Annotated in this window: 25 protein-coding genes; 11 read left to right on the top strand and 14 right to left on the bottom strand. The window is 33.2% G+C overall.

The window, feature by feature from the left end; genetic code table 11:
• Window positions 1–214: 214 nt before the first annotated feature.
• Window positions 215–1,417, bottom strand: coding sequence for a serine hydrolase domain-containing protein (locus tag AAYQ19_RS07375; protein WP_343535902.1), 1,203 nt, complete (start codon window positions 1,415–1,417; stop codon window positions 215–217).
• A gap of 240 nt (window positions 1,418–1,657) precedes the next feature.
• Between AAYQ19_RS07375 and AAYQ19_RS07370 the strand changes: the two genes are divergently transcribed.
• Complete coding sequence (locus AAYQ19_RS07370; RefSeq protein ID WP_343535501.1) at window positions 1,658–2,860, top strand: NAD(P)-dependent oxidoreductase; 1,203 nt, start codon at window positions 1,658–1,660, stop codon at window positions 2,858–2,860.
• 147 nt (window positions 2,861–3,007) lie between these two features.
• On the opposite strand, the gene fumC is transcribed toward AAYQ19_RS07370, so the two are convergent.
• Window positions 3,008–4,393 (bottom strand): class II fumarate hydratase, encoded by a 1,386-nt coding sequence (fumC, locus tag AAYQ19_RS07365; RefSeq protein WP_343535499.1) that lies wholly within the window; start codon window positions 4,391–4,393, stop codon window positions 3,008–3,010.
• A gap of 57 nt (window positions 4,394–4,450) precedes the next feature.
• On the opposite strand from fumC, the gene AAYQ19_RS07360 reads away from it, so the two are divergent.
• Together AAYQ19_RS07360 and AAYQ19_RS07355 are read left to right on the top strand one after the other, a co-directional pair.
• Complete coding sequence (locus AAYQ19_RS07360; RefSeq protein WP_343535497.1) at window positions 4,451–4,606, top strand: hypothetical protein; 156 nt, start codon at window positions 4,451–4,453, stop codon at window positions 4,604–4,606.
• 113 nt (window positions 4,607–4,719) lie between these two features.
• Window positions 4,720–4,899 carry a hypothetical protein gene (locus tag AAYQ19_RS07355; protein WP_343535496.1) on the top strand — a complete coding sequence of 60 codons (180 nt, stop codon included), beginning with the start codon at window positions 4,720–4,722 and terminating at the stop codon, window positions 4,897–4,899.
• 318 nt (window positions 4,900–5,217) lie between these two features.
• Here AAYQ19_RS07355 and AAYQ19_RS07350 read toward each other — a convergent pair whose 3' ends face one another.
• The gene (locus AAYQ19_RS07350) at window positions 5,218–7,677 is read right to left on the bottom strand and encodes a TonB-dependent receptor (RefSeq protein WP_343535495.1); all 2,460 of its coding nucleotides are present in this window, start codon (window positions 7,675–7,677) and stop codon (window positions 5,218–5,220) included.
• 94 nt (window positions 7,678–7,771) lie between these two features.
• Window positions 7,772–8,116 carry an arsenate reductase (glutaredoxin) gene (gene arsC, locus AAYQ19_RS07345; protein WP_343535494.1) on the bottom strand — a complete coding sequence of 115 codons (345 nt, stop codon included), beginning with the start codon at window positions 8,114–8,116 and terminating at the stop codon, window positions 7,772–7,774.
• A 112-nt stretch (window positions 8,117–8,228) separates the two neighbouring features.
• Between arsC and AAYQ19_RS07340 the strand changes: the two genes are divergently transcribed.
• Both AAYQ19_RS07340 and AAYQ19_RS07335 read left to right on the top strand, forming a co-directional pair.
• Complete coding sequence (locus AAYQ19_RS07340) at window positions 8,229–9,146, top strand: CPBP family intramembrane glutamic endopeptidase (protein WP_343535492.1); 918 nt, start codon at window positions 8,229–8,231, stop codon at window positions 9,144–9,146.
• A 21-nt stretch (window positions 9,147–9,167) separates the two neighbouring features.
• A complete protein-coding gene (locus AAYQ19_RS07335) occupies window positions 9,168–10,211 on the top strand; it encodes an AMP-binding protein (protein WP_343535490.1) in 1,044 nt (347 codons plus the stop codon).
• Window positions 10,212–10,345: 134 nt separating this feature from the next.
• Here AAYQ19_RS07335 and AAYQ19_RS07330 read toward each other — a convergent pair whose 3' ends face one another.
• The 3 genes from AAYQ19_RS07330 to AAYQ19_RS07320 form a co-directional block, all read right to left on the bottom strand.
• Window positions 10,346–11,560: an RsmB/NOP family class I SAM-dependent RNA methyltransferase gene (locus AAYQ19_RS07330; protein ID WP_343535488.1), complete on the bottom strand. Its 1,215-nt coding sequence runs from the start codon at window positions 11,558–11,560 to the stop codon at window positions 10,346–10,348.
• Between the two features lie 146 nt (window positions 11,561–11,706).
• Window positions 11,707–13,683, bottom strand: a complete 1,977-nt coding sequence (locus tag AAYQ19_RS07325) for a KUP/HAK/KT family potassium transporter (protein ID WP_343535486.1) — start codon at window positions 13,681–13,683, stop codon at window positions 11,707–11,709.
• Window positions 13,684–13,816: 133 nt separating this feature from the next.
• Window positions 13,817–15,091 carry a hypothetical protein gene (locus AAYQ19_RS07320; RefSeq protein ID WP_343535484.1) on the bottom strand — a complete coding sequence of 425 codons (1,275 nt, stop codon included), beginning with the start codon at window positions 15,089–15,091 and terminating at the stop codon, window positions 13,817–13,819.
• A gap of 238 nt (window positions 15,092–15,329) precedes the next feature.
• Between AAYQ19_RS07320 and AAYQ19_RS07315 the strand changes: the two genes are divergently transcribed.
• Window positions 15,330–16,391, top strand: coding sequence for a sialidase family protein (locus AAYQ19_RS07315; protein WP_343535482.1), 1,062 nt, complete (start codon window positions 15,330–15,332; stop codon window positions 16,389–16,391).
• Between the two features lie 84 nt (window positions 16,392–16,475).
• Here AAYQ19_RS07315 and AAYQ19_RS07310 read toward each other — a convergent pair whose 3' ends face one another.
• From AAYQ19_RS07310 to AAYQ19_RS07290, 5 genes are all read right to left on the bottom strand, one after another.
• Window positions 16,476–16,940 (bottom strand): sensor of ECF-type sigma factor, encoded by a 465-nt coding sequence (locus AAYQ19_RS07310; RefSeq protein ID WP_343535480.1) that lies wholly within the window; start codon window positions 16,938–16,940, stop codon window positions 16,476–16,478.
• Window positions 16,941–16,957: 17 nt separating this feature from the next.
• Complete coding sequence (locus AAYQ19_RS07305; RefSeq protein ID WP_343535478.1) at window positions 16,958–17,371, bottom strand: hypothetical protein; 414 nt, start codon at window positions 17,369–17,371, stop codon at window positions 16,958–16,960.
• A 33-nt stretch (window positions 17,372–17,404) separates the two neighbouring features.
• Window positions 17,405–17,947: an RNA polymerase sigma factor gene (locus AAYQ19_RS07300; protein ID WP_343535476.1), complete on the bottom strand. Its 543-nt coding sequence runs from the start codon at window positions 17,945–17,947 to the stop codon at window positions 17,405–17,407.
• Window positions 17,948–18,005: 58 nt separating this feature from the next.
• Window positions 18,006–19,229: an SRPBCC family protein gene (locus AAYQ19_RS07295; protein ID WP_343535474.1), complete on the bottom strand. Its 1,224-nt coding sequence runs from the start codon at window positions 19,227–19,229 to the stop codon at window positions 18,006–18,008.
• 189 nt (window positions 19,230–19,418) lie between these two features.
• A complete protein-coding gene (locus tag AAYQ19_RS07290; RefSeq protein ID WP_343535472.1) occupies window positions 19,419–19,607 on the bottom strand; it encodes a hypothetical protein in 189 nt (62 codons plus the stop codon).
• An 81-nt stretch (window positions 19,608–19,688) separates the two neighbouring features.
• Between AAYQ19_RS07290 and AAYQ19_RS07285 the strand changes: the two genes are divergently transcribed.
• The gene (locus tag AAYQ19_RS07285; protein ID WP_026730373.1) at window positions 19,689–20,069 is read left to right on the top strand and encodes a pyrophosphohydrolase domain-containing protein; all 381 of its coding nucleotides are present in this window, start codon (window positions 19,689–19,691) and stop codon (window positions 20,067–20,069) included.
• A gap of 219 nt (window positions 20,070–20,288) precedes the next feature.
• Here the strand turns inward: AAYQ19_RS07285 and AAYQ19_RS07280 are convergent, their stop codons facing one another.
• Window positions 20,289–21,359: a branched-chain amino acid aminotransferase gene (locus AAYQ19_RS07280; protein ID WP_343535469.1), complete on the bottom strand. Its 1,071-nt coding sequence runs from the start codon at window positions 21,357–21,359 to the stop codon at window positions 20,289–20,291.
• Between the two features lie 310 nt (window positions 21,360–21,669).
• On the opposite strand from AAYQ19_RS07280, the gene mnmC2 reads away from it, so the two are divergent.
• Both mnmC2 and AAYQ19_RS07270 read left to right on the top strand, forming a co-directional pair.
• Window positions 21,670–22,335: a tRNA (5-methylaminomethyl-2-thiouridine)(34)-methyltransferase MnmC2 gene (gene mnmC2, locus AAYQ19_RS07275; protein WP_343535466.1), complete on the top strand. Its 666-nt coding sequence runs from the start codon at window positions 21,670–21,672 to the stop codon at window positions 22,333–22,335.
• A gap of 165 nt (window positions 22,336–22,500) precedes the next feature.
• Window positions 22,501–22,698 carry a hypothetical protein gene (locus tag AAYQ19_RS07270; RefSeq protein WP_026730370.1) on the top strand — a complete coding sequence of 66 codons (198 nt, stop codon included), beginning with the start codon at window positions 22,501–22,503 and terminating at the stop codon, window positions 22,696–22,698.
• 26 nt (window positions 22,699–22,724) lie between these two features.
• On the opposite strand, the gene AAYQ19_RS07265 is transcribed toward AAYQ19_RS07270, so the two are convergent.
• On the bottom strand, window positions 22,725–23,672 hold the full coding sequence (locus AAYQ19_RS07265; protein WP_343535463.1) for a LysR substrate-binding domain-containing protein: 948 nt from the start codon (window positions 23,670–23,672) through the stop codon (window positions 22,725–22,727).
• 106 nt (window positions 23,673–23,778) lie between these two features.
• Between AAYQ19_RS07265 and AAYQ19_RS07260 the strand changes: the two genes are divergently transcribed.
• Window positions 23,779–24,258: a Dps family protein gene (locus AAYQ19_RS07260; RefSeq protein WP_343535461.1), complete on the top strand. Its 480-nt coding sequence runs from the start codon at window positions 23,779–23,781 to the stop codon at window positions 24,256–24,258.
• A gap of 122 nt (window positions 24,259–24,380) precedes the next feature.
• Window positions 24,381–24,665, top strand: a complete 285-nt coding sequence (locus AAYQ19_RS07255) for a hypothetical protein (protein ID WP_343535458.1) — start codon at window positions 24,381–24,383, stop codon at window positions 24,663–24,665.
• Window positions 24,666–24,692 lie beyond the last annotated feature (27 nt).

Raw genomic sequence — 24,692 nt, 5'->3', positions numbered from 1 at the left:
TTTGAAATTACTTTTAGCTAAAATTTTCAGAAAAATTAGACAGTCAAAAGTCATAAGGTCGAAAGTTGTAAAGTCACAAGTTGTAAAGTTTTTTAAAGTCAAATACTTGCACACTGTTATGTCTTTTATTTTTCTAAATTAGATATTTAAAAAGAACAAGGTAAATGCTAGCCAATGCTTTAAGACTTTCTACTTTTGACTTTACGACTTAATTTTATTCTTCGTCTTTGAAATTAAACGGATAATCACCAAAAATTGGAGCTAGTTTGCGAACCGCATAAGTGTTTCTAGTCATTTTATTTGACAACGCAATTATCGTTACATTTTCTTTCATTAACGTAATGTAAGATGAAGTGTTTCCGTGCCACCAACCATTGTGGAAATAAAAATTTTGTCCCGTTTCCCAATTTATCATTCGGATTCCTAAACCGTAGTTTTTAGTTCCTTTGCGCTCATTGCTGTAACCCGTATAAACTTGTTTTAATAAAGCCGGTTTCAAGAAATCTGGGGATTGTCTTGCTCGGTCAAATTTTAAAAGATCGCGTACAGTTGAGAAAACATTTTTGTCTCCGTAAACATTATCTAAATAATCAAAACCAATTTCAGCACCATTTCCTTTATACGACGGCACGATTTTTTTTCTGTCTTTGTCGTCATCAAAAACATAAGTATGCGTCATTCCAAGCGGTTTGAAAATTATTTCAGACATTGCCTCTTTGTATTTTAAACCTGTAATTTTTTCGATAATAAGGGCTAACATTGCATAATTGGTGTTGCAATAGCCGAAACGTGTTCCGGTTTTGGCTTCAAGACCAATGTCTTTTGTTGCCAAAATATCAAGAATATCTTTATTTGTCAATTGATTGTGTCTGTCCCAAACCGATTTATCGTGATCAGTGAAATAGGCATAATTACGCATTCCAGTACGATGACTTAAAAGCATTCGCACCGTACAATCTTCGTACGGAAAAGTTTTTAAAATCGTATTTACTTTTTGATCCAAATCAAGTTTTCCGGCATTAACCAATTTTAAAACCGCAGTTGCCGTCAAGACTTTACTCACAGATGCAATTTGTACAGGAGTTTCGGCAGTAATTTTCGTGCCTTCGTTTTTATTAGCGTAACCGTTGTATCGTTCAAAAATAATTTGCCCATTTCTTGCTACCAAGAAACTTCCGTTCATGCTATTATTGGGCCAGTTTTTATTGTAAAAGTGATTAATTCTGCCTTGTACGGAATTTATATATGCTTGTGAAAGTCTTTTTTCTGGGCCTAACGGCTTCATCCTCGGCATTGTATCTTCTACTGCCGTTGCAGTGTCGATATTCGTTTTTTTATCATTACCACATGAACTTAAAACTAATATTAAAAAAAGTATTTGTGGTATCTTTGTCATTTTAAGGAAACTCATTTTCATCATTCTTTAAAAACAAATATATAGAATTCAATATTTATGTTTTTGAATTTTTGATAACCACAAAAGCTTCTGTTAACATATTTTTAACTAAAATTTTAGTTAGTCGATTGTTATTCAGCTTTCAACGGTTTTTAAATATTCTAAATTGTAATTTTTGAACAAAACTTTAACTAATTTTGTTATATTTGAAACAAATACAGTGTAAAAAGTTATATTATTAAAAGCTTTAAATTTATATAAATGAAATTTGGAATTATAAAAGAAAGAAAAAACCCACCAGATCGACGCGTAGTATTTGCTCCAGATGAATTAGCAAAACTGAAACAGCAGTATCATGATGCTGTCATAGAAGTGGAAAGCTCAGACATAAGGATTTTTTCGGATCTTCAATATAAAAGCATGGGGATTACTGTAAAAGATGACGTCTCTGACTGTGATGTTTTATTTGGTGTAAAAGAAGTACCTGTTGAGAATTTAATTCCAAATAAAGCTTATTTCTTTTTTTCTCATACAATAAAAAAGCAACCGCATAACCGAAAATTACTCCAAGCTATTTTAGAAAAAAACATTGACTTATACGATCACGAAACGATTGTAAATGAACATGATCATCGTTTGATTGGTTTTGGAAAATATGCTGGAATGGTTGGTGTTTACAACGGAATTCGAGCTTTCGGAATTAAATTTGAATTATTTAAATTGCCAAAAGCAGAAACTCTTTCAGGAAAAGACGATTTGATAAAGCATTTAAAACGAATTACAATGCCAGCGCTGAAATTTGTTGTTACGGGAACTGGAAAAGTAGGAAGCGGTGCAAAAGAAATTCTGGATGCTATTAAAATAAAAGAAATTACAGTCGATAATTATTTGACGAAGAAATACGCGCAAGCGGTTTATGTACAATTAGATGTTTTAGAATATAACAAAAGAAAAGACGGTCAAGTTTTGGATTTTGTAGATTTTGTCACGCATCCAGAAGAATATGTATCAGATTTTGAAAGATTTACTAAAGTATCAGATATTTATTTTGCTGGCCATTTTCATGCTAATAATGCACCAATGATTTTGACTAAAGAAATGCTTAATGCAAGCGACTGCAAGTTAAAAGTTGTTGCCGATATTTCTTGTGATGTGAATGGTCCAATTGCTTGTACTGTTCGTTCGTCAACCATTGCAGAACCTTTGTATGGTTATTTTCCTTTAGAAGATAGAGAAGTAGATTTTTTCCATCCTGCGGCAGTTGCAGTTATGGCGGTTGATAATTTGCCTTGCGAAATTCCGAAAGATGCCAGTGAAGGTTTTGGGGAACAATTTATGGAACACGTAATTCCGGCTTTCTTCAACGGAGACAAAGATGGAATTTTAAAACGCGCCAAAATCACTGAAAACGGTAAATTGACAGAAAGATTTAGCTATTTGCAGGATTATGTAGACGGGAAATAAATTATAAATTATGAGTTATGAATTATAAGTTTGTGCTCATGAATAGAAATAAAAAAGGCAGAAACCGTTTAGTTTCTGCCTTTTTGTTTTATAAATAGATAAGCAGAAGCAACTCATAACTTATAATTCATAACTCATAATTTTAAATTAAACCATATCTTCCGGTTTTACCCACGCATCAAAATCTTCGGCTGTAACATAACCTAAACGAACTGCTTCGTCTTTTAAAGTTGTTCCGTTTTTGTGAGCGGTTTGCGCGATTTCGGCGGCTTTGTAATATCCAATTTTGGTGTTTAAAGCCGTAACCAGCATTAATGAATTGTCAACTAATTCTTTGATGCGTTTGTAATTTGGTTCGATCCCTTGAGCGCAATGTTCGTCAAATGAAATACAGGCGTCGCCTAACAATCTAGCTGATTGCAAAAAGTTTGCTGCCATAACGGGTTTGAAAACATTCAGTTCGTAGTGTCCTTGCATACCTCCAACAGCAATTGCCATATCGTTTCCAATGATTTGAGCACAAACCATTGTCAAGGCTTCGCATTGTGTTGGATTTACTTTTCCAGGCATGATAGATGATCCCGGTTCGTTTTCAGGAATGTGAATTTCGCCAATTCCAGAACGAGGTCCTGAAGCCAACATTCTGACATCATTAGCAATTTTATTTAATGAAACAGCCAATTGTTTTAAGGCGCCGTGTGATTCAACAATTGCATCATGAGAAGCCAAAGCTTCAAATTTGTTTTCAGCAGTTATGAAAGGATGATTGGTGAATTTTGCTATGTATTCAGCAACTTTTACATCGTAGCCTTTTGGCGTATTCAATCCTGTTCCAACTGCGGTTCCGCCTAAAGCGATTTCAGATAAATGAGATAAAGTGTTTTTTAAAGCTTTTAATCCGAAGGCCAATTGTGCGGCATAACCTGAAATTTCTTGTCCGAGTGTCAAAGGCGTGGCATCCATTAAGTGCGTGCGACCAATTTTTACAACGTCTTTAAATTCGTTTGCTTTTTTTACTAATGTAGCATGTAGTTTTTCAACTCCAGGAATGGTGGTTTCTACGACCATTTTATAAGCGGCAATATGCATTCCGGTAGGGAAGGTGTCGTTTGATGATTGGGATTTGTTTACATCGTCATTTGCTTTGATGAATTGCTCGCCTTCGCCAATTTCAAAACCTTTCAAAACTTGAGCACGATTGGCAATTACTTCATTAACGTTCATATTGCTTTGCGTTCCTGAACCGGTTTGCCAAATTACTAAAGGGAATTGGTCATCTAACTTTCCTGCTAAAATTTCGTCGCAAACTGCCCCAATTGCGTCTCTTTTCTCGACTGGTAAAACGCCTAAATCATAATTGGCATAAGCTGCTGCTTTTTTTAGATAAGCAAAACCTTCAATGATTTCTTTGGGCATCGAAGCGGGATTTCCTATTTTAAAATTGTTTCTAGAACGTTCTGTTTGCGCACCCCAATATTTATCGGCTGGGACTTGAACTTCGCCCATGGTGTCTTTTTCTATTCTATATTTCATTATGTTGTATGTAAAATGTTATTTGTGATATGTTAAATATTGAAACTTCTTTTGAAAATGAGTACCCTAGCCCTGATGGAAGCGGCATCCTTTTGTGCTGGGGTTCAGTACAAAAGATATAGCGGACAGCAGGAATCAGCTCCTGGAAAATCTTATGCATTTCTGAGAGGTCTTTATTTAAAGGGTTTTGTATTCAAAAAAAAGCTTATTTAAAATGAGTATAAATATACGCATAAATGTTATTTAACGAAAATTGATTTAGATTTTATTGCTGAGGAAGAATTTATACCCTACATTTGTCGTAACATTCAAAAATTCCGGAAAACATGTTTGAATTTTCACAGTACTTAGGCTTTTTACTTTTCTTAACCATACTAACTATAGGGTTTTGGTTAATGTTTTTCTTGGTTGGTTTCGTATCTTATTGGGTTACGGGAGCTAGCTGGGAAATGTTCAAAGAAAAAAGAGCTAAAAGAAGTCAAGAAGAACAGTCAGTTAAATATTAATTGATTTCATAAAAAAGGACCACAAATTGTGAGTCCTTTTTTTTTTGTTCCAAAAAAAAGGAAAATTCCAAAATTCCAAAATTCCAAAATTCCAAAATTCCAAAATTCAAATTCCAAATTCCAAAATTCAAATTTTCAAATAAACGAACAAACCCGATAGGTTTTTAAAACCTGTCGGGTTTGTTGATGAATAAAGGGTAGTCAGATTAAAAAAAAAATCCAAATTCCAGTTTTTAAATTGGAATTTGGATTTTTAATTTTGGATTTTATCTCAGCGAGATTGGAATTTGGATTTTAATTATTGGAATTTAATCAATATTATCCAGGGAATTCTCCTCCGCCATCGCCTTCTTTTGGAGCGGCATTTTTGTCTCTTTCTCCTTTTGGTTTGTTGAAACGGTATGTAAACGATAAGTTGAACTGACGTTTACGGAATTGCATTTCGCTATAAGCAGTTTGGCTTTCAAGTGTTGTAGAATTTTGAAGATAAGTATATGATCTCATAATTCTTGAGTTGAAAATATCGCTGATGTTGAATGCGATTGTCGCTTTGTCTTTTAAGACATCTTTGCTGAATGCTGTATTCATACCAAACATGTCTAAGTTTTTCCCTTGAGCCGTTTTTTGCGAACCGTTGTAGTTTCCGCTTAACTGCCAATCGATTTTGTATGGCAAAGTCAATTTTGAGTTGATTCTAGCAAACCAAGTGGTAGCTTGATTGTCAAGGTTTTGTACAACTGTATTTCCGTTGTAGTCAATATAAGTATTGTCTCCAGTTGTTTTTACGTTGTAAAAGTTGAAGTTACTGTTGATTCTCCAGATTTTAAACGGCGTATAGTTTAAAGTAAATTCAAAACCAAATTTTTGCTCTTTTCCAAGGTTGATTGGACGGTTTAAGATAACTGGAATGCCGTTTACTACATTTCCGTTTGGCGTACGTACAAAACTGAAAACATCTTTTGTATCCTCAAAATAAGCAGAAGTATTGAATGTTAATTTGTTCCAACGTTTAATATATCCGATATCATATTTGTCAGTCAATGAAGGGTCAAGATCAGGATTTCCTTGGAAAATATTGATATTACTAGAATAGTTTACCGCTGGGTTCATAAAACGTCCTCTTGGTCTTGTTAAACGCTTGCTGTAACTAGCTGAAAAACTGCTTTGGTCTGAAAGTTCATAACTAATAAATGCACTTGGAAATAAGTTGTTGTATTTTTTAGTATTGAAATCATTTGTCTCTAATAAATTCACATGAATATTTGTATCCTCCCAACGAAGACCAAATAAGTAAGAGAATTTATTTACTTTGAAACCATATTGCGTATAAAGTGCATTGATGTTTTCTTTGTATTCTAATGTATTTGATAGATTTGGATCTTTAGCGCCGTTTTCGTCTGTTACGAAATATTCGTTGTTCAAATCTCCAAAACTTCCTTTATAACCAGCCTCAAATTGGCTTCCTTTTCCTAATGGCAAGACATAATCTGCTTGAAATAATACCTGCTTTTGAACTTGATTGTTTAAAGTAGTATTATAGTTTGGAGAAGCTGTAATGGTACTGTTGCTGTCGTCATCATTTTTTGAAATCGATAAGTCGGCAGTAAGTTTGTGTCCTTTGTCGTTGAAGTTTTTGATCAAATTAGAAGTATATTCTACGTTTTGACTTCCAGTATCTCCATTGTTCAATCGGAAAGAAGTTCCTGTAAAAGCATGAGCGGCATCATAATTATAGTAATTAATCAAATCTCTCGTGTCGCCTGAATTTTTTTGGTAGTTAATGGCATTTGTCCAATAGGTGTTTGGCGCTACAGTCCATTCGATACCGGCTCTTCCGTTAAAACCATCAGAAGATCTTTTAGTATCACGATCTTCATCTAAAAATCCTTTATAAGTTCCGTCAGCATTCAAATATTCAGTGTTCGTTAAACCAGCACCTTCATTTGTTCTGTGGTTGTATCCTAAAGTGGTAAAGTAATTTAATTTTTCAGTTTTGTAGTTCAAATTACCGCTTAAACCATACGTTTCAGGGATACCGCCTGAAGCAATAAAAGTTCCGTTGAAACCTTGGTTTTTACCTTTTTTAAGAATGATATTGATTAATCCAGATCCACCTTCAGCATCATAACGTGCAGATGGGTTTGTGATAACTTCTACTTTGTCAATCGCATCAGCAGGAAGCTGACGTAAAGCTTCAGCAATATTGATTGCATTTGAAGGACGTCCATCAATTAATATTCTAATGTTGTCGCTTCCTCTTAAACTTACATTTCCTTCAGTATCGACAGAAACAGATGGTACATTGTCAAGAACATCACTTACAGTTCCACCTTTTACCATCATGTCTTGACCAACACTGTAAACTTTTTTATCTAGTTTTATTTCGACAGTCGATTTTTCTGCGCGAACTACAACTTCATTCAATTGTGCTGCATCTTCTGATAAGTTTACAATACCTAAGTTAGTATCTCCAGAAATGTTTTTTCCTTTAATTTCTGTTGCTTTAAACGAAATGAATTCTACTTTGATGTCATAAGTTCCAGGTGCTACTGCTACTTCGAATTCACCTTTTGGATTAGTGATTCCACCAGCAACAACTTTTGTGTCGTTTGGTGCCATTAGCGAAATTGTAGCGTATTCAAGTGGTTGTTTGCTAACCTTTTCAAAAACTTTTCCAGTAACTTTTACCTTGTTTTTACCAGGAGGCGCCTGTTGTGCATAGTTGTAAAAACTTGTAAAAAAAAGAACAAGCAATACAGCAAATTTGATTTTCTTCATTTTATTTTTGGTTTCATTTGCTCTTTAGACACCAAATATGGCTCCAGGTTTAAAATGAAAATCACAAAAAAATGTTAATTTGATTAATTTGTAATTAATCTAAAAAATCAGCTACTAAATCAAGATCTCTGCCAATGATGGCTTTTCCGTCTTTAACAACAATTGGTCTTTCAATTAAAATGGGATTTTCGACCATTGCTTGAATAATTTCATCGTTGCTAAGTTCTTTTCCTTTATAATTTTCAGTCCAGACATTTTCTTTAACGCGAACTAATTGAATAGGTTCCAAGCTTAATTTTTTAAGCAATTCTTTTAACTCGTCAAAGGTGGGTGTTTCGGTCAAATAAGGAATGATTTCAAACTCTTGTTTTGATTGATCAATAAAAGCCAGGCAGCTTCTTGATTTTCCGCATCTAGGATTATGGTAAATTTGTATCATTTTGTTATATTTAGATATTGTAAGATAGTTGACGCAAAAAATAGGTATTTTCGCAGTTCCAAAAGTACTATTTACTTATCAAACTGAATTCTCATTTTAAAATTATATATAAATGTTTTTAGAACAAGGAATTAAACCTCATAATAAATTTTTTCTGTATCTCATCGGGTCAGTTATTATTATAACTGCCTCGTTTGTTGGCCAAATTCCCCTTTCGGTTGCAGTTCTTTATAACAGTTTGAAAAATAAAACAGAAATTCCAACAAAGGAAGATGCAGTTTTGAAAGTATTTGAGCCAAATTTGACGTTGTTTCTCGTTATGATTTCTTTTGTATTTGCGTTTGCGGGAGTATATCTGGTAATAAAATATCTTCATAAGCAAACACTTTTGTCGGTTACAACATCAAGAAAAAAAGTAGATTGGGGTCGAATTTTGTTTTCATTTATTATTTGGGCTATTTTTTCAGGTTTGAGTTTTTGGATTGTTTATTTAAAAGATCCTGAGAAATTTATCTGGAATTTTAAGTTAGTTCCGTTTTTGATTTTAGTTGTAATAGCCACATTGCTCATTCCAATACAAACTAGTACTGAAGAATATGTTTTTAGAGGTTATTTGATGCAGGGTTTCGCTAATTTGGCGAAAAACAGATGGTTTCCCTTAATGATGACTTCTCTTATTTTTGGATCAATGCATGTTTTTAATCCAGAAGTTGCAAAAATGGGCTATATAATCATGGTTTACTATATTGGAACGGGCTTGTTTTTGGGTGTTATAACCCTTATGGACGAAGGAATAGAATTGGCTCTCGGTTTTCATGCAGCGAATAATTTGACTGGAGCCTTGCTTGTCACGTCAGATTGGACTGTTTTTCAAACGCATTCTATTTTCAAAGATATGTCTGAACCTTCGGCAGGACTTGATGTGATATTGCCTGTTGTAATTGTTTATCCTATACTGTTGCTTATTTTCAGCAAGAAGTACAAATGGACAAATTGGAAAGAAAAATTGACTGGTAACATAAATATTTAAGAATCTTTTAATTTAATAATCATGACACAGTTAACGCATAAAAATGTACATAATTATTTTAAAATCAACGGATATCATTTAAACGCAAAAGATTTATGCCGCGTTGGATATAGTTTTATAAAAGAAGGTGATATATATGAGCGTGCTATAGGTGAATTTCTTTTGGACTGGTTTGATAATAAAGATTATATCGAAATGACGACTTCTGGAACCACTGGTCTTCCAAAATTAGTCAGATTAGAAAAGCAAGCTATGATTCAGTCAGCTTTAGCGACGGGTGATTTTTTTGGTTTAGAGCCTGGAGATAGAGCGTTGTTGTGTTTGCCGACGCAATTTATTGCTGGAAAAATGATGCTTGTGAGAAGCTTGATTTTGGGGCTTGATATTGATGTGAAAGCTCCGAGTACAGAGCCTTTAGCCTTTAATTCCGAAAAGTATGATTTTGTGGCAATGGTTCCGTTGCAGGTTCAAAATTCAATTGAGAAACTTAAAAATGTAAAAAAGCTAATCATTGGAGGTGCTAAAATTGATTCGGCTCTTGAAGCAGAATTATTAAAACTGAATGGTGAAATATATGAAACGTATGGTATGACCGAAACCATTACGCATATTGCGGCCAAAAAGGTTGGAGAAAGCGCTTTTTCGATTTTGCCAAATGTAAAAATTGAAAAAGATGATCGTGGTTGTCTGGTAATTTATGTTTCATCTATTTCTGATGAACCAATTGTAACCAATGATTTGGTTGAACTGATAAACGATAAGCAATTTGTTTTTTTGGGAAGAATTGACAATGTAATCAATAGTGGAGGAGTGAAGCTGATTCCTGAGCAGATTGAAGCGAAATTAGTTGGCAAAATTCCAAACCGTTTTTTTGTTACTGGAGTTCCAGATTCTGTTTTAGGCGAAAAGTTGATTTTGGTAATCGAAGGCGAAAAACAAGATTTTGCTCCTGATTTTTTTGATGTTTTAGGAAAATTTGAGAAACCAAAAGAAATTGTTTTTGTTCCGAAATTTAAGGAAAATGAAAACGGAAAATTGCTTCGTAAGCCGAGTTTACAATCTTAAATTCCAAAACTTTGACAAAGTTGAACAGCGATATAAAATAAAAAATCCAAATTCCAAGAGTAATTGGAATTTGGATTTTTTAGTATTGAAAATTCCTTTTTTAGATTGGAATTTGGGATTTTTTGTATTGAAATTTATTTTTTACGTTCTAAAAGCGCCATATAAAAACCATCAAAACCAGATTCAGAAGCCAGCATTTTTCGGTCTTCAATAAATTTGAATTGCTGTCCAATTTCAGTTTTTAGGAATTTTTCAACCTGTTCTTGGTTTTCTGAAGGCAAAACAGAGCAAGTTGCATAAACTAATTTTCCGCCTGGTTTTACAATTTTGGAATAGCTTTCTAAAACCTCACTCTGAACTTTACGAATATTATCAATAAATTCAGGTTGTAATTTCCATTTTGAATCCGGATTTCTTTTCAAAACTCCAAGTCCGCTACAAGGTGCGTCGATCAAAACACGATCAGCTTTTTCGTGTAATTTTTTGATCACTTTTGTGCTGTCGATAATTCGGTATTCAATATTAAAAGCGCCATTTCTTTTTGCTCTTAATTTTAATTGCTTCAATTTGCTTTCATACAAATCCATTGCAATCAATTGTCCTTTGTTGTTCATTAAAGAAGCCATGTGCAAAGTTTTTCCGCCCGCTCCAGCGCACGTATCAACAACACGCATTCCTGGCTGAACATCTAAGAAACCAGCAACTAATTGTGAGTTCGCATCCTGAACTTCAAACAAACCTTGTTTAAAAGCGTCTGTCAAGAACACATTTGCTCTTTCTTTTAAAACCAAAGCTTCTGGCTGATCTTTCAAATATTCTGTTTCAATATTCAAATCCATCAACGTGTTTCTTAAACTTTCTTTAGTTCCTTTAAGTGTGTTAGTTCTTAAAATTACTTTAGCCGGTTGGTTTTGAGCAGCAATTTCTTTTGCCCAAACTTTTTCGCCTAATTCTTTTACGCCCAATTCATCCATCCAATCTGGAATAGATTCTTTTAAAGCTCTAACTTTTGAAAGTTCGTCAAAACGTCCTTTTATTTTTCTTTCAGGAGTTCCTTCTAATTGTCTCCAATCTGGAATTGGATATCCCCTTAAAACAGCCCAAACTGCAAACATTCTCCACAAGTTATCTCTGTCGTAAGGTTCTTTTACTTCAGCGATTTCTGCGTACAGACGTTTCCAGCGAACAATTTCGTATATGGTTTCAGCAACAAACTTCCTGTCAGAACTTCCCCAACGTTTGTCTTTTTTTAATGCTCTAGCTACCACTTTGTCTGCATATTCTCCTTCGTTGAAAATCGCATTTAAAGAATCGATGGTAGTATAAACTAAATTTCTGTGTAATCTCATTTTGATAATTTGAGTTGCAAAGGTACTATTAATTGATTGAAAGTTAAATTTTTAATTCTGATTGTTCATTTGACTTTCATTTGAAAAGAAAAAAAACACTCTGATAAAGTTTAAAAGAGTGTTTTTTGGAAATATTTTGTAAAAAATTAATTTTTGATAATTCGCGTCAATCCAATGTTTTCTGGAGCGTGAAGCACCATTGGGAATTTTTCAATTTTAACCGAACTACTATCTAAACCAAATGCTCTTTCTTCAGACAAACTCAGTTTTTTGATAAAGAAATAAGAGTTCATGATAATATTTTCGTGCCATCTTAAATCATTGTCATTTGATAGGAATTTCTCAGATAATACAAATTTGAAATCTCCAATAATATTGTTTTTGTTCAATGATTCGTATCGGCTCGTAATGTCCACTTCACCGCGTTTTACCATGTCACGAATAACTTCTCTAAACATTAAATTGATTTTTGTAGGTTCTCTAAATCCTAAGTTAAAGTCAATTCTGTAGATGTCGTCTTTAGCGATTTCAGTTACTTTATATTCTGTTTTATACGGCTCAGCAAGAACATTTACGTGTACAAACCAATAAATATCAGCTCTTTTTGGACGTTTTTGCAAAATCGAATAAATTACTTTTTCCTCTAATTCATCAGTACGATTTGCATTGGTCATATAAACCAAATGCGTTGCGTATTTTGGAATAGATAAATCCTTGCTCAATTCGACCAATACTTTTTTGTAATCTTCGATTTTGATAACTTTAGTGTAGTTTTTGTTGATTTTCTTAGCTAAATACCAGATCGTCATAATCGAAATCAAAAGCATCGCAATAATCAAAGTTACATAACCACCTTCTGCAAATTTGGTAATATTAGCAAATAAGAAACTGAACTCAATCAATAAATAAATTGTGATCAAAGGCACCATGAAATATAGTTTTACACGTTTCATGATTAAATAATAATTCAGCAAAATTGTGGTCATGATCATACATAAAATGATGGCAAGACCATAAGCGTGCTCCATATTGCCTGATTTTTCAAAGTGCAATACAATTCCAATACAACCAAAAAGTAACAACCAGTTGATCGACGGAATATATAATTGTCCTTTAACTTCAGTAGGATATTTGATTTTTACTTTTGGCCAGAAATTCAAACGCATTGCTTCGTTGATCAAAGTGAATGAACCACTAATAAGTGCTTGAGATGCAATTACTGCAGCTAAAGTTGCTACTACAATTCCGAATGGAAGAAACCAATGAGGCATAATCAAGTAAAATGGGTTTCCGTTTTCACCACCTAATTGTTGCAATGTACTTCCTTCATGATGAATCAAATAAGCCGCTTGACCAAAATAGTTTAAAACTAAGGTTGCTTTTACGAAAATCCAGCTTATTCTGATGTTTTTTCTGCCGCAGTGTCCCATGTCTGAATACAAAGCTTCAGCTCCAGTTGTACAAAGGAATACGAAACCTAATACAAAAAATCCGTCAGGGTGAATTGATAATAAATGATAAGCGTAATAAGGATTTATCGCTTTGATTACTTCTGGATGGTAAAAAATTTGAATTGCCCCCAAAGTTCCAAGCATTGCGAACCAAATCAGCATCATTGGTGCGAAAAATTTACCAACTAATTTTGTTCCAAATTGTTGAATGGTAAACAGAATAACTAGGATTGTAATTACAATATAGATAATGGTTTGGGTTTCCATTGTAGGATAGAAAGCCCTGATTCCTTCAACTGCTGATGAAATTGAAATGGGAGGTGTAATGATTCCGTCTGCAAGTAATGCGCTACCTCCAATTATGGCGGGCACGATGAGCCATTGGATTTTTGTTTTTTTAACTAAAGCATAAAGAGCAAAAATTCCACCTTCACCATGATTGTCAGCACTTAAGGTTATAAGTACATATTTTATTGTAGTTTGTAGCGTTAAAGTCCAAAAAACGCAGGAAATACCTCCTAAAACAATATCTGAATTTATCGCGTAATCACCAAGAATGGCTTTCATTACATACAATGGAGAAGTACCAATATCTCCATAAATAATTCCTAATGTGATCAATAGACCACCAATAGACAACTTACTGTGTAAGTTTTTATGCGCTGCGCTCATGTGTGTTTTTATAAAAGACGGTTGCAAATTTACTGTTTTAAAATAAATTAGCAGCAATTATAAATAAAAAGATAAAAAAAAGCACAATCGGTAAATTGTGCCCTTTTTTTTATTTAGAAATGTGATTTTGTTATTAGCCTCTTCTGTTGTAATTATTACCGCCTCTTGATCCACTTTCTCTTTGTGGTTGTCCGCCTCTTGATTCTTGGCTCATTCTAGGTGCTTCAGAACGTTGTGCATTTTGAGGTCTTGAACTGTACGATCTGTTTTCAGAATTTCCTCTGTTTTCAGAATAATTTCTTGAAGGCTCGCTTCTTTGGGCTGGAGCTGGTCTGTCGCTGTTTGAATTATTCATAGAACCTCTTCTGTTTTCAGAATAACTTCTAGGTGCATCATTATTTTGTGATGCTGATCTATCACTGTAATTTCTGTTGTTTGAGTTGTTTGAGTTGTTTCTGCTGTAATCTGGTCTTGAAGGAGTCGCAGCTGGGGCAGAACTTTCTCTATTACTCATCGACGGACGGCTAGAATTATTGTAATTTCTGTCTGAATTTCTATCAGAACCATAACTTCTGTCTGACACTCTATTATCTCCATACTGTGGTCTTCCTGCACTAGATCTAACCGGATTGCCATTATTTTGAGGCGAAGTATAAGGTCTGCTAGTTACTCTTCTTTGATCCAAATCATATCTGTTGCTTACATTGCTGTGTCTTTCAGCAAAACTATAGTTAGGTCTCATCCTTTCATAGCCATAAGTACGTCTTGATGCGTAGATCGTTGGTGCCACATAACTTCTTCTGTAATTTACATAGTTATAGCTGTAGTTTGCGTTGATGCAAATATTTATATTATTTCTGTATCTGTAAACTGGGTAAGGTCTCCATGCAGTGTAATATGTTGGATAATAACCCCAATAAAAAGTTGAGCAATAAGGTCTGTAGTTTGTAACCCAAAATGAGCTATAAATTACTGGGACTACATTATAAACAGGCTCATAAATATAGTTTGCACCGTACAAATAAGTGTTTCCAACAACTTGAACGCTAACTTTATTGTAATTGTCTCTTTCTACATCAATTGTTGCAACGTCTTGATAAACGTCACGATCTAAAACAGCTTGAATAATTACAACGTGAGTTCTGTTCTCTACAGATTCAATAACACGTAAATAATCAACTTGGTCATCTCCGTTTAAGTCAAGGTTTGATATTTGATATTTTGGATCATTTAATCTTCTTTCGAAATCTTGAAGATTTGCTGATTCCCCAAACATAGAAGCAACCGCTCTTAAATCTAAGTTGTCACTGATGTCTGAATTTTTTGCATAAACAGTGGCTTGGTTTTGTGCAGAACAAGAACTTAGTCCGATGGCTAAAAATGCTAGTATAAATAGTTTCGCTTTCATGGCAAATAATATTAAAAAAATTAGTTGTTAGCGAATATCCAATTACTGTGCCAAAAAGATATTTCGTATGTTGGTTTGTTTTAAGTGCTTCATTGTTAGTGTGTTTGGTTCTGTTGGGTTGTCTCGTATTCTGATTGGACAAAACGGAGTGTGAATAAATATTATCATCAAAAAAAACAAAAGCTATTTTATATGTTATAATTAGTTGTATTTTAGCAAATACTTAATCTTAACCTACATGAGAAAATTAATATTATTTTTTAGTTTATTTGTTTTGCTGGTGTCTTTTAAGGCATTGAAAAACAATGAAGAAAAGCCTGTTACAGGAGGTTTTGTTTCAATGCAAACGGAAGTTTTGTTTCAAGATAAAATCAGTATTAGAGCAATTGCTATTGATAATAATAAGATTTGGTATGGAGCAGATAATTCTCGCTTTGGCTGTTTTGATTTGGATAAAAGAGAAAAATTTGAGGATCATATTTATCGAGACACACTTAATTTAGAGTTTAGAAGCATAGCGCAAAATTCAAAAAGCGTCTTTTTATTAAGTGTTGCAAATCCTGCACTGTTGTATCAAGTTGACAAGAAGACCAGAAAAGTAAAATTAGTTTACAAAGAGGTTAACTCGAAAGTATTTTACGATAGCATGCAATTCTGGAATGATAAAGAAGGAATCGCAATTGGAGATCCTACAGAAGATACTTTTTCAATGATTGTTACTCGCGACGGAGGCGAAACTTGGACAAAACTGCTTTCAGATAAATTGCCTACAATTACACAAGGTGAAGCCGCTTTTGCAGCAAGTAATACAAATATCGTCATAAAAGGAAATGATACATGGTTGGTTTCTGGCGGGAAAAAATCGCGTGTTTTTTATTCTCCAGATAAAGCAAAAACTTGGAAAGTAGTAGATACTCCAATTGTTCAAGGGAAAGCAATGACGGGTATTTTTACTGCAGATTTTTACGATGCGAAACACGGATTCGCAGCTGGAGGAGATTATGAATTTCCAGACAAAAATTCAGATAATAAAATTTGCACTAAAGATGGTGGTAAAACTTGGGAATTGATTGGCCAGAATCAAGGTTTTGGATATGCATCTTGCATTCAATATGTTCCTGGAAGTAATGCTAGAGAACTTGTTTGTGTTGGCGCTTCCGGTATCCAATATTCTCAAGATGGTGGTGCAACTTGGAAACAGCTTTCAGACGATTCTAAGCTTTTTACAATTCGATTTGTCAACAAGAATACAGCAATAGCTGCAGGTTACAATAAATTAATCCGAATTACTTTTATATAAAAATCAATTTTTTAAAAATAACAAGCCCCCTAAATAATAAAGTAAGTATTATTATATAGGGGGCTTGTCGCTGTTGTATTTTATTTAATCTTTATCTTTTGCGGCTTTGTCGCGATACTGTTTTAGCAATTTTCGGTTAAAGTCGTCTTCAGATTTTTTAAGCTTCAATATTTTCTTTGCCGAAAGAATCTTTTTTAGGTTTGCATTGTATTTTTCGCGCAAAAGATATAATTCTTTGTCTGTGCTTTCCATTTGCGCAAGTACAACTGCAGCCTCTTTTTCTGAAATTGAATTAATGTTGTCATCATCTAAGCGTTCCATGTACGCTTTCATTTTTTGATGCCTTAATTCAAATTGTCTGTCATCATAGGCATTATAAATAGGCCAAAATTTTTCAGCTTCTGTAGGGGTAAGCTCTAGTTCAGTTGTTAAAAAAGAAACTTTGTAAGCTTTTATCTTTTCACGTTTTTCATCTATTTTTCCTCCTTGGGCATAAAATGAAAAGCTTACAAGGAAGAAAATTATCGGCAGTATATTTTTGATCTTCATCTTTTAAGTTTTGTTTTTTATTCAGAAATTAAGTGTTCGATGTTTGGATTTGATGCTAGGATGTCTTCAAGAGTTTCATCTTCAATAGCAACATTTTTATTCAGTTTTTGAATGTCTTTAGTGTCTAAATTCTGAATCAGGTCATATTGATTCAAATTCGACTGATATGATAAATAGGTTTCTAAAGTAGCTTCGTCAAGTTCTTTAGAAGTGTCATTATAATTATTAACTATAGGAATCATCAGTGCAAAAACAATTACTGCGGCCGCGGCAATTGAAATTACGTTTTTGCGTCTGTAAAAAGGTATTACTTTTACTTCTTTTTCTTTAATCTGCTGTAAAACTTTTGCCGACAAATCATCAAAATAATGCTCCGGAGTTTTAAATCCAGATTTGATTTTCGGTTCGTTTTCTAATTTAAATGCTTTCATAATGTCTATAAGATAGTTTTTTTTACAAAAGGTTTAATTTGATGTAACATATAATTCAATTTTTTTTACGGCATGATGATAAGATGCCTTTAAAGCCCCCACTGAAGTTCCTAAAATTTCAGCAATTTCCTCATACTTCAATTCTTCAAAATATTTCATTTTAAAAACTAATTGTTGTTTTTCAGGCAAAGTGACAATGGCTTTTTGAAGTTTGATTTGAATTTCATCTCCATCAAAATAAACATCAGATTTTAAATTTTCTATTGTTTTTGTCTGCAAAGCTTCTGATGTGAGACCGCTTAGTTTTGCTTTTTGATTTAAAAATGTCAAAGCTTCATTTGTTGCAATTCGGTACATCCAAGAAAAAAGCTTGCTTTCGCCTTTAAAATTTTTTAAATACTGAAAAACTTTTACAAAAGTGTTTTGCAAAACATCATCGGTATCATCGTGATCCAAAACAATGTTTCGAATATGAGAATACAATGGTTTTTGATAATCAGACAAGAGTTTTTGAAACGCTGCGTTTTGCGTTTTAGGATTTAATAATTGTTGTATAAATTCCTTCTCGTCTGTCAAGCTTCTTCATTTATCCTATTAGAATGAATTTTAAGCTAAAGGCTTAATATCCTTTATTTTAGAATTCATCTTCTTCTGGTGTAGTTGTAGGTTTTTCCGGTTTTGGGGCTGCCGGTTTTGGTTTTGCAGGTTTTTTCACAACAGGCGTCGTCGTTGCTGGATTGGGATTAGCAACTGCTGGATCTGGAGTTGTTGTGTTTGCTGCTGATGGATCTGTTTGAGTATTGTATGGATCAGCAACCGGAGCTGTTACTGGAACAACTTTTGGTTTTGTTGGGAAATAAATTTCAGTAAGTAATTTAGACGGACTTTTTGTGTCTAATTTGCTTACAGTCAATACTTCTAAATGTGACCAGCTTAAATCTGGAATAATTTTTTGATTGTTGATGTATGCCGTGCTTTTACCGATAGCTTCAGCTGTATGTGAATAATCACCTGTCAAAGTTGTTTTTACGGCTTCAAATCCATTTAATTTGCCAGATAAAATATCGCTTCCAGAGCTGATTGAAATATCTTTATTTATTGGCAAACAAATCGAAATTTTAGCTAATCCAGTTTTGGTGTCGTAAGTATGGTAAATAATGAAAGGTTTTCCGGTAGTTTGTAAAGCATTTGTTTCGCTAAACTTAATAAGTTTTGGAATAACGATTCTTGCATTTTTAGCTACTTTAGAAATTTCACTTGTAAAAGTTTGTTTGATGTATGGTGTTTCTGTTTTTTGAACCACACCGTCAACTTTTATATTATACGTTTTAGTTTCGTAATCAAGATTTTTGTCAATGTTTGCTAAGCTCTTTTCGTAAATCGTTCCGATAACTTTATCAGAACCACCGTTTAAAGCCGTATAAATTTTAAACAAAAAACTCATTGTTCCTTTTGCCTTCCAAGTAACTTTTGTTTTTCCTGCCAAAGTATCTTTGAAAGTCCAATTTACATCAGCTTCTGTACCGTCATATTTCATTTTTTGCTGAATACTTTCGCCGTCTTTTGTTTTTAAAGTGATCGCATTTCCGGCACCTTCTGTTCCTGTCCAGTAAAATGAAGCTCCATTTCCGGCTGTTTTGTTTGGAAAAGTGAAATTTAATGAAGAATCTTCTATCGCCCAAGATTCAAAATCTTCATAGTTTCTAAAATCATTGATGTAGTTGTAAACTGTCGCTTTTGGAGAATTAATCACCTTGCTTCTTTCTACAGAAAAAATACCTTTTTGAGTAGCAACAAAAACAGTAAGAGCAACTAAGCTTAATAATGATAAAAGAAATAAATATTTTAGAATCTTCATTTGGGTAGATTGTTTGGTGTCGTAAAGTTATAAATTTTTATTACTCGTCACACTAAAAATAGCATCGCGATAAAAGTACACTTTATAAATTATTTTGATCAAAAAAATATTCAAATTAAACGTTTTTGGAGTCGCTTAATTATAATTTTTAAAATTTATTTTATGGAAGTGAAAATCGGGATTCGATATTTATCTTTTGAAAAAGATTTTGATCACAAATAAAAGCACAATGAAAAGTAAAAATACAAGCAGAACCTTGTAATTTCCTTTGTAAAATATTTTATGAAGCGCCAAATCTTTTCGATATGCAAATATCATAACGATTACAAAAGCAATAAAAAAGCAGATTCCGAATATTATTTGTCCTTGACTAAACATAGTTAAAATTATTTTTGGCAAATTTAGAGAATTGTATACGAATTGTTACTAATTTGCCAATTCATTTAATCAATTAAAAACATGAAGAAACAACTGGATGCAGTAACTGAATTTCATACTGCTTTTAAAATAGGTCACAGTCAGTCGCCAATTGCTGATTTGGGAGCAACAAAAAAGTTGCTTCGTTATAATTTGATGAAAGAGGAAAATGAAGAATATCTAGAAGCGGTTCAAAATAATGATATTGTTGAAATTGCCGATGCTCTTGGCGATATGATGTATATTTTATGCGGAACGATTATCGAACACGGACTTCAGGATAAAATTGAAGCGGTTTTTGATGAAATCCAACGCAGTAACATGAGCAAACTTGGTGAAGACGGCCAACCAATTTATCGCGAAGATGGAAAAGTAATGAAAGGCCCGAATTATTTCAAGCCTGATTTTTCCAAATTGTTATAGTTTTTTTTAAAAAACACATAGAGTCATAGCTATTGAGTGCGTGAAAAAAGGCGTTTCACTTTTGTCAAATGCACATAGCTATGTGTTAAGAAACTAGTTTCTTTTTAGCGGGCTTTTCCGTATAATTTAAAATCTATGTTTCTATGTGTTAATATAAAAATACAAAACCCGATAAATTTTAAAAATCTATCGGGTTTCTTTATTTATTGCGGTTTTGGATTATTGTACTTTAACTGTCCATCCGTAAGTGTCTTCAGAAAGTTTGTTTTGAAGACTAGTTAATTTTTCTTTCAAGAAAGAAGCATATGAATTTTCAACAGGAGCCATTTCAAAATACTCATCTTTATAAGAGAATCCTTTGATAACGCTGATTACTGCAGCAGTTCCAGCTCCGAAAATTTCTTTCAAAGATCCGTTTTTAGCAGCTTCAACTAATTCTGAAACAATAACTGGGCGAACTTCTACATTAAGACCTTCTTTTTCAGCCATAGCGATCAAACTTTTTCTAGTAACACCATCTAAAATTCTTTCGCTTGTTGGAGCAGTCAATAAAGTGTCATTAATTCTGAAGAAAACGTTCATTGTTCCCGCTTCTTCTAATTTTGTGTGCGTTGCATCATCAGTCCAAATAACTTGTTGGAAACCATCTTTGTTTGCCAAGTTCGTTGGGTAGAATTGAGCAGCATAGTTTCCGGCAGCTTTTGCAGCACCAATTCCGCCATTTGCAGCTCTACTATAATGTTCAGCAATGATTACTTTTACTTCGCCTCCATAATATGCTTTTGCAGGAGAAAGTAAGATCATAAATTTATATTCGTCAGAAGGATTTGCGATAACTCCAGGTCCTGTAGCAATCATAAAAGGACGGATGTACATACTAGCTCCGTTTCCTCTTTGAATCCATTCTTGGTCGATTTTTAATAATTCATTCAAACCTTCCATGAAAATATCTTCTGGAACTTCTGGCATAGCCATACGAACAGCGGAACTGTTGAAACGTTTGTAGTTTTCATCAGGTCTAAACAACCAAACATCATTATTTTCATCTTTATAAGCTTTCATTCCTTCAAAAATAGCTTGACCATAATGAAAGACTTTTGATGAAGGATCCATTAAAATTGGCGCATAAGGCTTAATGACCGGAGTCTGCCATTGTCCATTTTTGTAATCACATTCAAATAAATGGTCTGTAAATACAGCACCAAAGCTTAAGTTTTCAAAGTCTACAGAACTTATCTTAGAAGAAGTAGCTTTTCTGATTTCAATTTTGCTTGTTTGAGTTGTACTCATAATTATGTAAAGTTTTATCGAATTGAATTCTCAACAGATGATTTTCTAACGTAGTGATCTGCTGAAGAATAGTTTTTTGTTGAATGCAAAATTACGGAAAAATATATAATTTCCTTGGCAAAACTGCATTAATTCCTGTGTTTAACTGAGATTTATTTATCTTGTAATAAACCTAAAATTTTAAGTAAGTTTTATAAAGAATTTATGAAAAAAGTGCGGTTTTTTAAGGCTTTACGCATTAGTTTTGACTAAATTTGATCAATAAAACAGACTGAAAATCAGTAAAACACCATTATAAAATTCGAAAATCGTGAAAAGAGAAATAATTAAAACGCTAGATGGCTCAACCACAATTCATTTAGAAGAATGGAACGAAAGTTATCATTCAAAACATGGTGCAATACAAGAAGCAAAACATGTTTTTATTAAAAACGGACTTTCCTTATTTGAGAATAATTCGGTGTCAATTTTAGAAATTGGTTTTGGAACTGGTTTGAATGCTTTTATTACTTTTTTGGAATCAGAAAAAAAGCAACAGAATATTGATTATGTTGGAGTAGAGGCGTATCCGATAAAAGCAGAAGAAGTTTTAGGAATGAATTATGTTGAAGAACTAGAGGCATTGGAATTTGACAACATTTTTGAAAAAATGCATAAAAGTGAATGGAACGAGAAAACCGAACTTAGCGGCACGTTCTCGTTAACCAAAAGGAAACAATTTTTTCATGAAATCGACGATTTTGAAACTTTTGATTTGATTTACTTTGACGCCTTCGGATTTCGGGTGCAACCGGAGCTTTGGAGCGAAGAAATATTTCAAAAAATGTACAATAGTTTAAAACCAAAGGGCGTTTTAGTTACATACGCAGCTCGCGGAGTTGTTAAAAGAAATATGATTTCGGTTGGGTTTACTGTCGAAAAATTGGCTGGTCCTCCAGGAAAACGAGAAATGTTTCGCGCTTTTAAAAACGCTTAATCGAACTATCTAGAATTGTTCTAGATTGAGTTATATGTTTTAAGAAAACGTATTCGTTATTAAAGTTTTTAAAAAAAATAGTTAAAAAGAGTCGTTATAAAGGTTATTTGTTTAAATTTGGTGCGAGTTTAAAAAATTAGATAACCCCAAAAATCTTATTTTATTATGTCAAAAATGATGTTTGATTACACGAAATCAATACTTGAGAGAGTTAGTTTCGATCCGGTACTTTTCTGCAAAGAGTTAGAAAAAGCTATCAAAACACTGTTACCTTACGAAATGGAACAATTGCAAGAATGGTTGTTGAGTTTTGTAATCGAGAAACCAGAATTAAAACAAAGTCTACTACTGATAAAAGTATAAAAAAAGGAGCCAATTTGGCTCCTTTTTTATTTATTGCTTTTTTGCAGCGGACTGATGATTTGAACATTCTGAAAAACAATTGCGCCTTTCACAACGCCAGCAATTGTAGATCGGAGCGCATCAATGATTTGCATTTTTAATTCGCTTTTAGGGTAAATCAAACTTACTTCTCGAGCAGGTTTTGGTTCCTTAAAGTTTCGTAGTTTCAGTTTGTCGGATTCTTTCAAATCCAAAGTGTGCAAATACGGAAGTAATGTTGTACCAAGGCCTTCGTCTGCCAATTTTATTAAAGTTTCAAAGCTTCCGCTCTGAATCTGAAAATTGGTCTGGTCGATGTCAGAAACACTTTTGCATAGATTTAAAATTCCGTCTCTAAAGCAATGGCCGTCTTGCAAAAGGAGAATTTCATTTAGATTTAAGTCGGCAACTTCAATTTCTTGCTTTTCAAAACTGGCATGATGTTCTGGAATATAAGCCACAAATGGCTCAAAGTATAAAACGATTTCCTTTATTTTTTCATCTTCAAGCGGTGTTGCAGCAATTGCAGCGTCTAGATGACCGTTTTTTAATTTCACTATAATTTCTTCTGTATTAAGCTCTTCAATTAAAAGCTTAACCTTAGGATATTTTTTAATGAAATTATTCAAAAACATTGGCAACAGCGTAGGCATAATCGTCGGGATAATTCCCAAACGGAATTCGCCACCAATAAAACCTTTTTGCTGTTCCACAATATCTTTGATTCGATCGGCTTCGTTTACGATGTTTTTAGCTTGGCTTACTATTTTTTGTCCAATATCTGTAAGCTGGATTGGCTTCTTGCTTCGGTCAAAAATCAAAATATTAAGTTCTTCTTCAATTTTTTGTATCTGCATGCTTAAAGTAGGTTGTGTTACGAAACACTTTTCGGCGGCAAGAGTAAAGTTTTTATGTTCGGCAACAGCTAACACATATTGCAATTGAGTTATAGTCATATTGATAGTAATTTTTGATGCAAAAATAAGAAAATATAATTTTTATTTATATTATTTTCATGAAACTTACTTTAAATTTGTAGTAAATTAGTGTAAAAAATAGATTATGAAAACAAATATTTTAGGATTACCAGTTAAAGAATCAGAATTGCTTGTAAAAGAATTGAATGTTTTATTGTCCAATTTTCAAGTATATTATCAAAATTTGAGAGGAATTCATTGGAATATTCGCGGAAAGCGGTTTTTTGATCTTCATGTAAAATTTGAAGAATTGTATACAGATTCACAACTTAAAATCGATATGATAGCCGAAAGGGTTTTGACCATTGGCGGTACCCCTTTGCATACATTCGAGGACTATATCAAGCACAATAAATTGACCGTTGGAAAAAATATTTCTAACGATGAGAAAGCCGTTCAATTGATTGTTCATTCGTTATCAGATTTGTTAAAAATCGAGAGAGAAATCTTAAATAAATCTGGAGAAATCAATGATGAAGGAACAAATTCTATGATGAGTGATTTTATTGCAGAACAAGAAAAAACAATCTGGATGATGAATGCATGGCTTGAAGAAACAATTTAAGTATTTGTATTTTAATGAATTAAAAGCAGAACGTCTGAAAAAAGTGGTTCTGCTTTTTTGTTAATGTTAAATTTCTATAAAAAAAACTTTGATTTTATTTCTTTAACGCTATTTTTGCTTCAATGAAATTAGTGGCTCGCATATTATTATTCATATTTATTGCTTTCTTAGCAACACCAACTGTGGTGACGCTATTGAAGAAAAGCAATGATACGTCTATGTTTTTCAGTTTTTCTGAAGAAGAGCACTCACACAAAGAACTTAAGGCTGCTGTTTATCCAGCAATACTTCAGCATGAAGTGATAATGCCAGTTTACATTGAAAAAAAAATTATCGTATCTGAAAATATTGTAAAGCTAGACAATATTTCGCCGAGCATTTTTGCTCCACCCCCTAACTTGGCATAATACTTCCGATTATTTGAACTGAACTGC

Origin of the sequence: Flavobacterium mesophilum (genome assembly GCF_039581405.1) — a bacterium.
GTDB lineage: Bacteria > Bacteroidota > Bacteroidia > Flavobacteriales > Flavobacteriaceae > Flavobacterium.
The sequence above is the reverse complement of the archived record's forward strand: the minus strand, read 5'-3'. Positions and strand labels throughout refer to the sequence as shown.

Excerpts from the sequence above, each read along its gene's own strand:
- AAYQ19_RS07330 (WP_343535488.1), bottom strand. The coding sequence starts at position 11,560 with ATGAGATTACACAGAAATTTAGTTTATACTACCATCGATTCTTTAAAT.
- AAYQ19_RS07290 (WP_343535472.1), bottom strand. The coding sequence starts at position 19,607 with ATGTTTAGTCAAGGACAAATAATATTCGGAATCTGCTTTTTTATTGCT.
- AAYQ19_RS07370 (WP_343535501.1), top strand. The coding sequence starts at position 1,658 with ATGAAATTTGGAATTATAAAAGAAAGAAAAAACCCACCAGATCGACGC.
- AAYQ19_RS07325 (WP_343535486.1), bottom strand. The coding sequence starts at position 13,683 with ATGAGCGCAGCGCATAAAAACTTACACAGTAAGTTGTCTATTGGTGGT.
- AAYQ19_RS07265 (WP_343535463.1), bottom strand. The coding sequence starts at position 23,672 with ATGACTATAACTCAATTGCAATATGTGTTAGCTGTTGCCGAACATAAA.
- arsC (WP_343535494.1), bottom strand. The coding sequence starts at position 8,116 with ATGATACAAATTTACCATAATCCTAGATGCGGAAAATCAAGAAGCTGC.
- AAYQ19_RS07375 (WP_343535902.1), bottom strand. The coding sequence starts at position 1,417 with ATGAAAATGAGTTTCCTTAAAATGACAAAGATACCACAAATACTTTTT.
- fumC (WP_343535499.1), bottom strand. The coding sequence starts at position 4,393 with ATGAAATATAGAATAGAAAAAGACACCATGGGCGAAGTTCAAGTCCCA.
- AAYQ19_RS07355 (WP_343535496.1), top strand. The coding sequence starts at position 4,720 with ATGTTTGAATTTTCACAGTACTTAGGCTTTTTACTTTTCTTAACCATA.
- AAYQ19_RS07360 (WP_343535497.1), top strand. The coding sequence starts at position 4,451 with ATGAGTACCCTAGCCCTGATGGAAGCGGCATCCTTTTGTGCTGGGGTT.
- AAYQ19_RS07335 (WP_343535490.1), top strand. The coding sequence starts at position 9,168 with ATGACACAGTTAACGCATAAAAATGTACATAATTATTTTAAAATCAAC.
- AAYQ19_RS07315 (WP_343535482.1), top strand. The coding sequence starts at position 15,330 with ATGAGAAAATTAATATTATTTTTTAGTTTATTTGTTTTGCTGGTGTCT.
- AAYQ19_RS07295 (WP_343535474.1), bottom strand. The coding sequence starts at position 19,229 with ATGAAGATTCTAAAATATTTATTTCTTTTATCATTATTAAGCTTAGTT.
- AAYQ19_RS07320 (WP_343535484.1), bottom strand. The coding sequence starts at position 15,091 with ATGAAAGCGAAACTATTTATACTAGCATTTTTAGCCATCGGACTAAGT.
- AAYQ19_RS07260 (WP_343535461.1), top strand. The coding sequence starts at position 23,779 with ATGAAAACAAATATTTTAGGATTACCAGTTAAAGAATCAGAATTGCTT.
- AAYQ19_RS07350 (WP_343535495.1), bottom strand. The coding sequence starts at position 7,677 with ATGAAGAAAATCAAATTTGCTGTATTGCTTGTTCTTTTTTTTACAAGT.
- AAYQ19_RS07305 (WP_343535478.1), bottom strand. The coding sequence starts at position 17,371 with ATGAAAGCATTTAAATTAGAAAACGAACCGAAAATCAAATCTGGATTT.
- AAYQ19_RS07280 (WP_343535469.1), bottom strand. The coding sequence starts at position 21,359 with ATGAGTACAACTCAAACAAGCAAAATTGAAATCAGAAAAGCTACTTCT.
- AAYQ19_RS07270 (WP_026730370.1), top strand. The coding sequence starts at position 22,501 with ATGTCAAAAATGATGTTTGATTACACGAAATCAATACTTGAGAGAGTT.
- AAYQ19_RS07310 (WP_343535480.1), bottom strand. The coding sequence starts at position 16,940 with ATGAAGATCAAAAATATACTGCCGATAATTTTCTTCCTTGTAAGCTTT.
- AAYQ19_RS07255 (WP_343535458.1), top strand. The coding sequence starts at position 24,381 with ATGAAATTAGTGGCTCGCATATTATTATTCATATTTATTGCTTTCTTA.
- AAYQ19_RS07340 (WP_343535492.1), top strand. The coding sequence starts at position 8,229 with ATGTTTTTAGAACAAGGAATTAAACCTCATAATAAATTTTTTCTGTAT.
- AAYQ19_RS07285 (WP_026730373.1), top strand. The coding sequence starts at position 19,689 with ATGAAGAAACAACTGGATGCAGTAACTGAATTTCATACTGCTTTTAAA.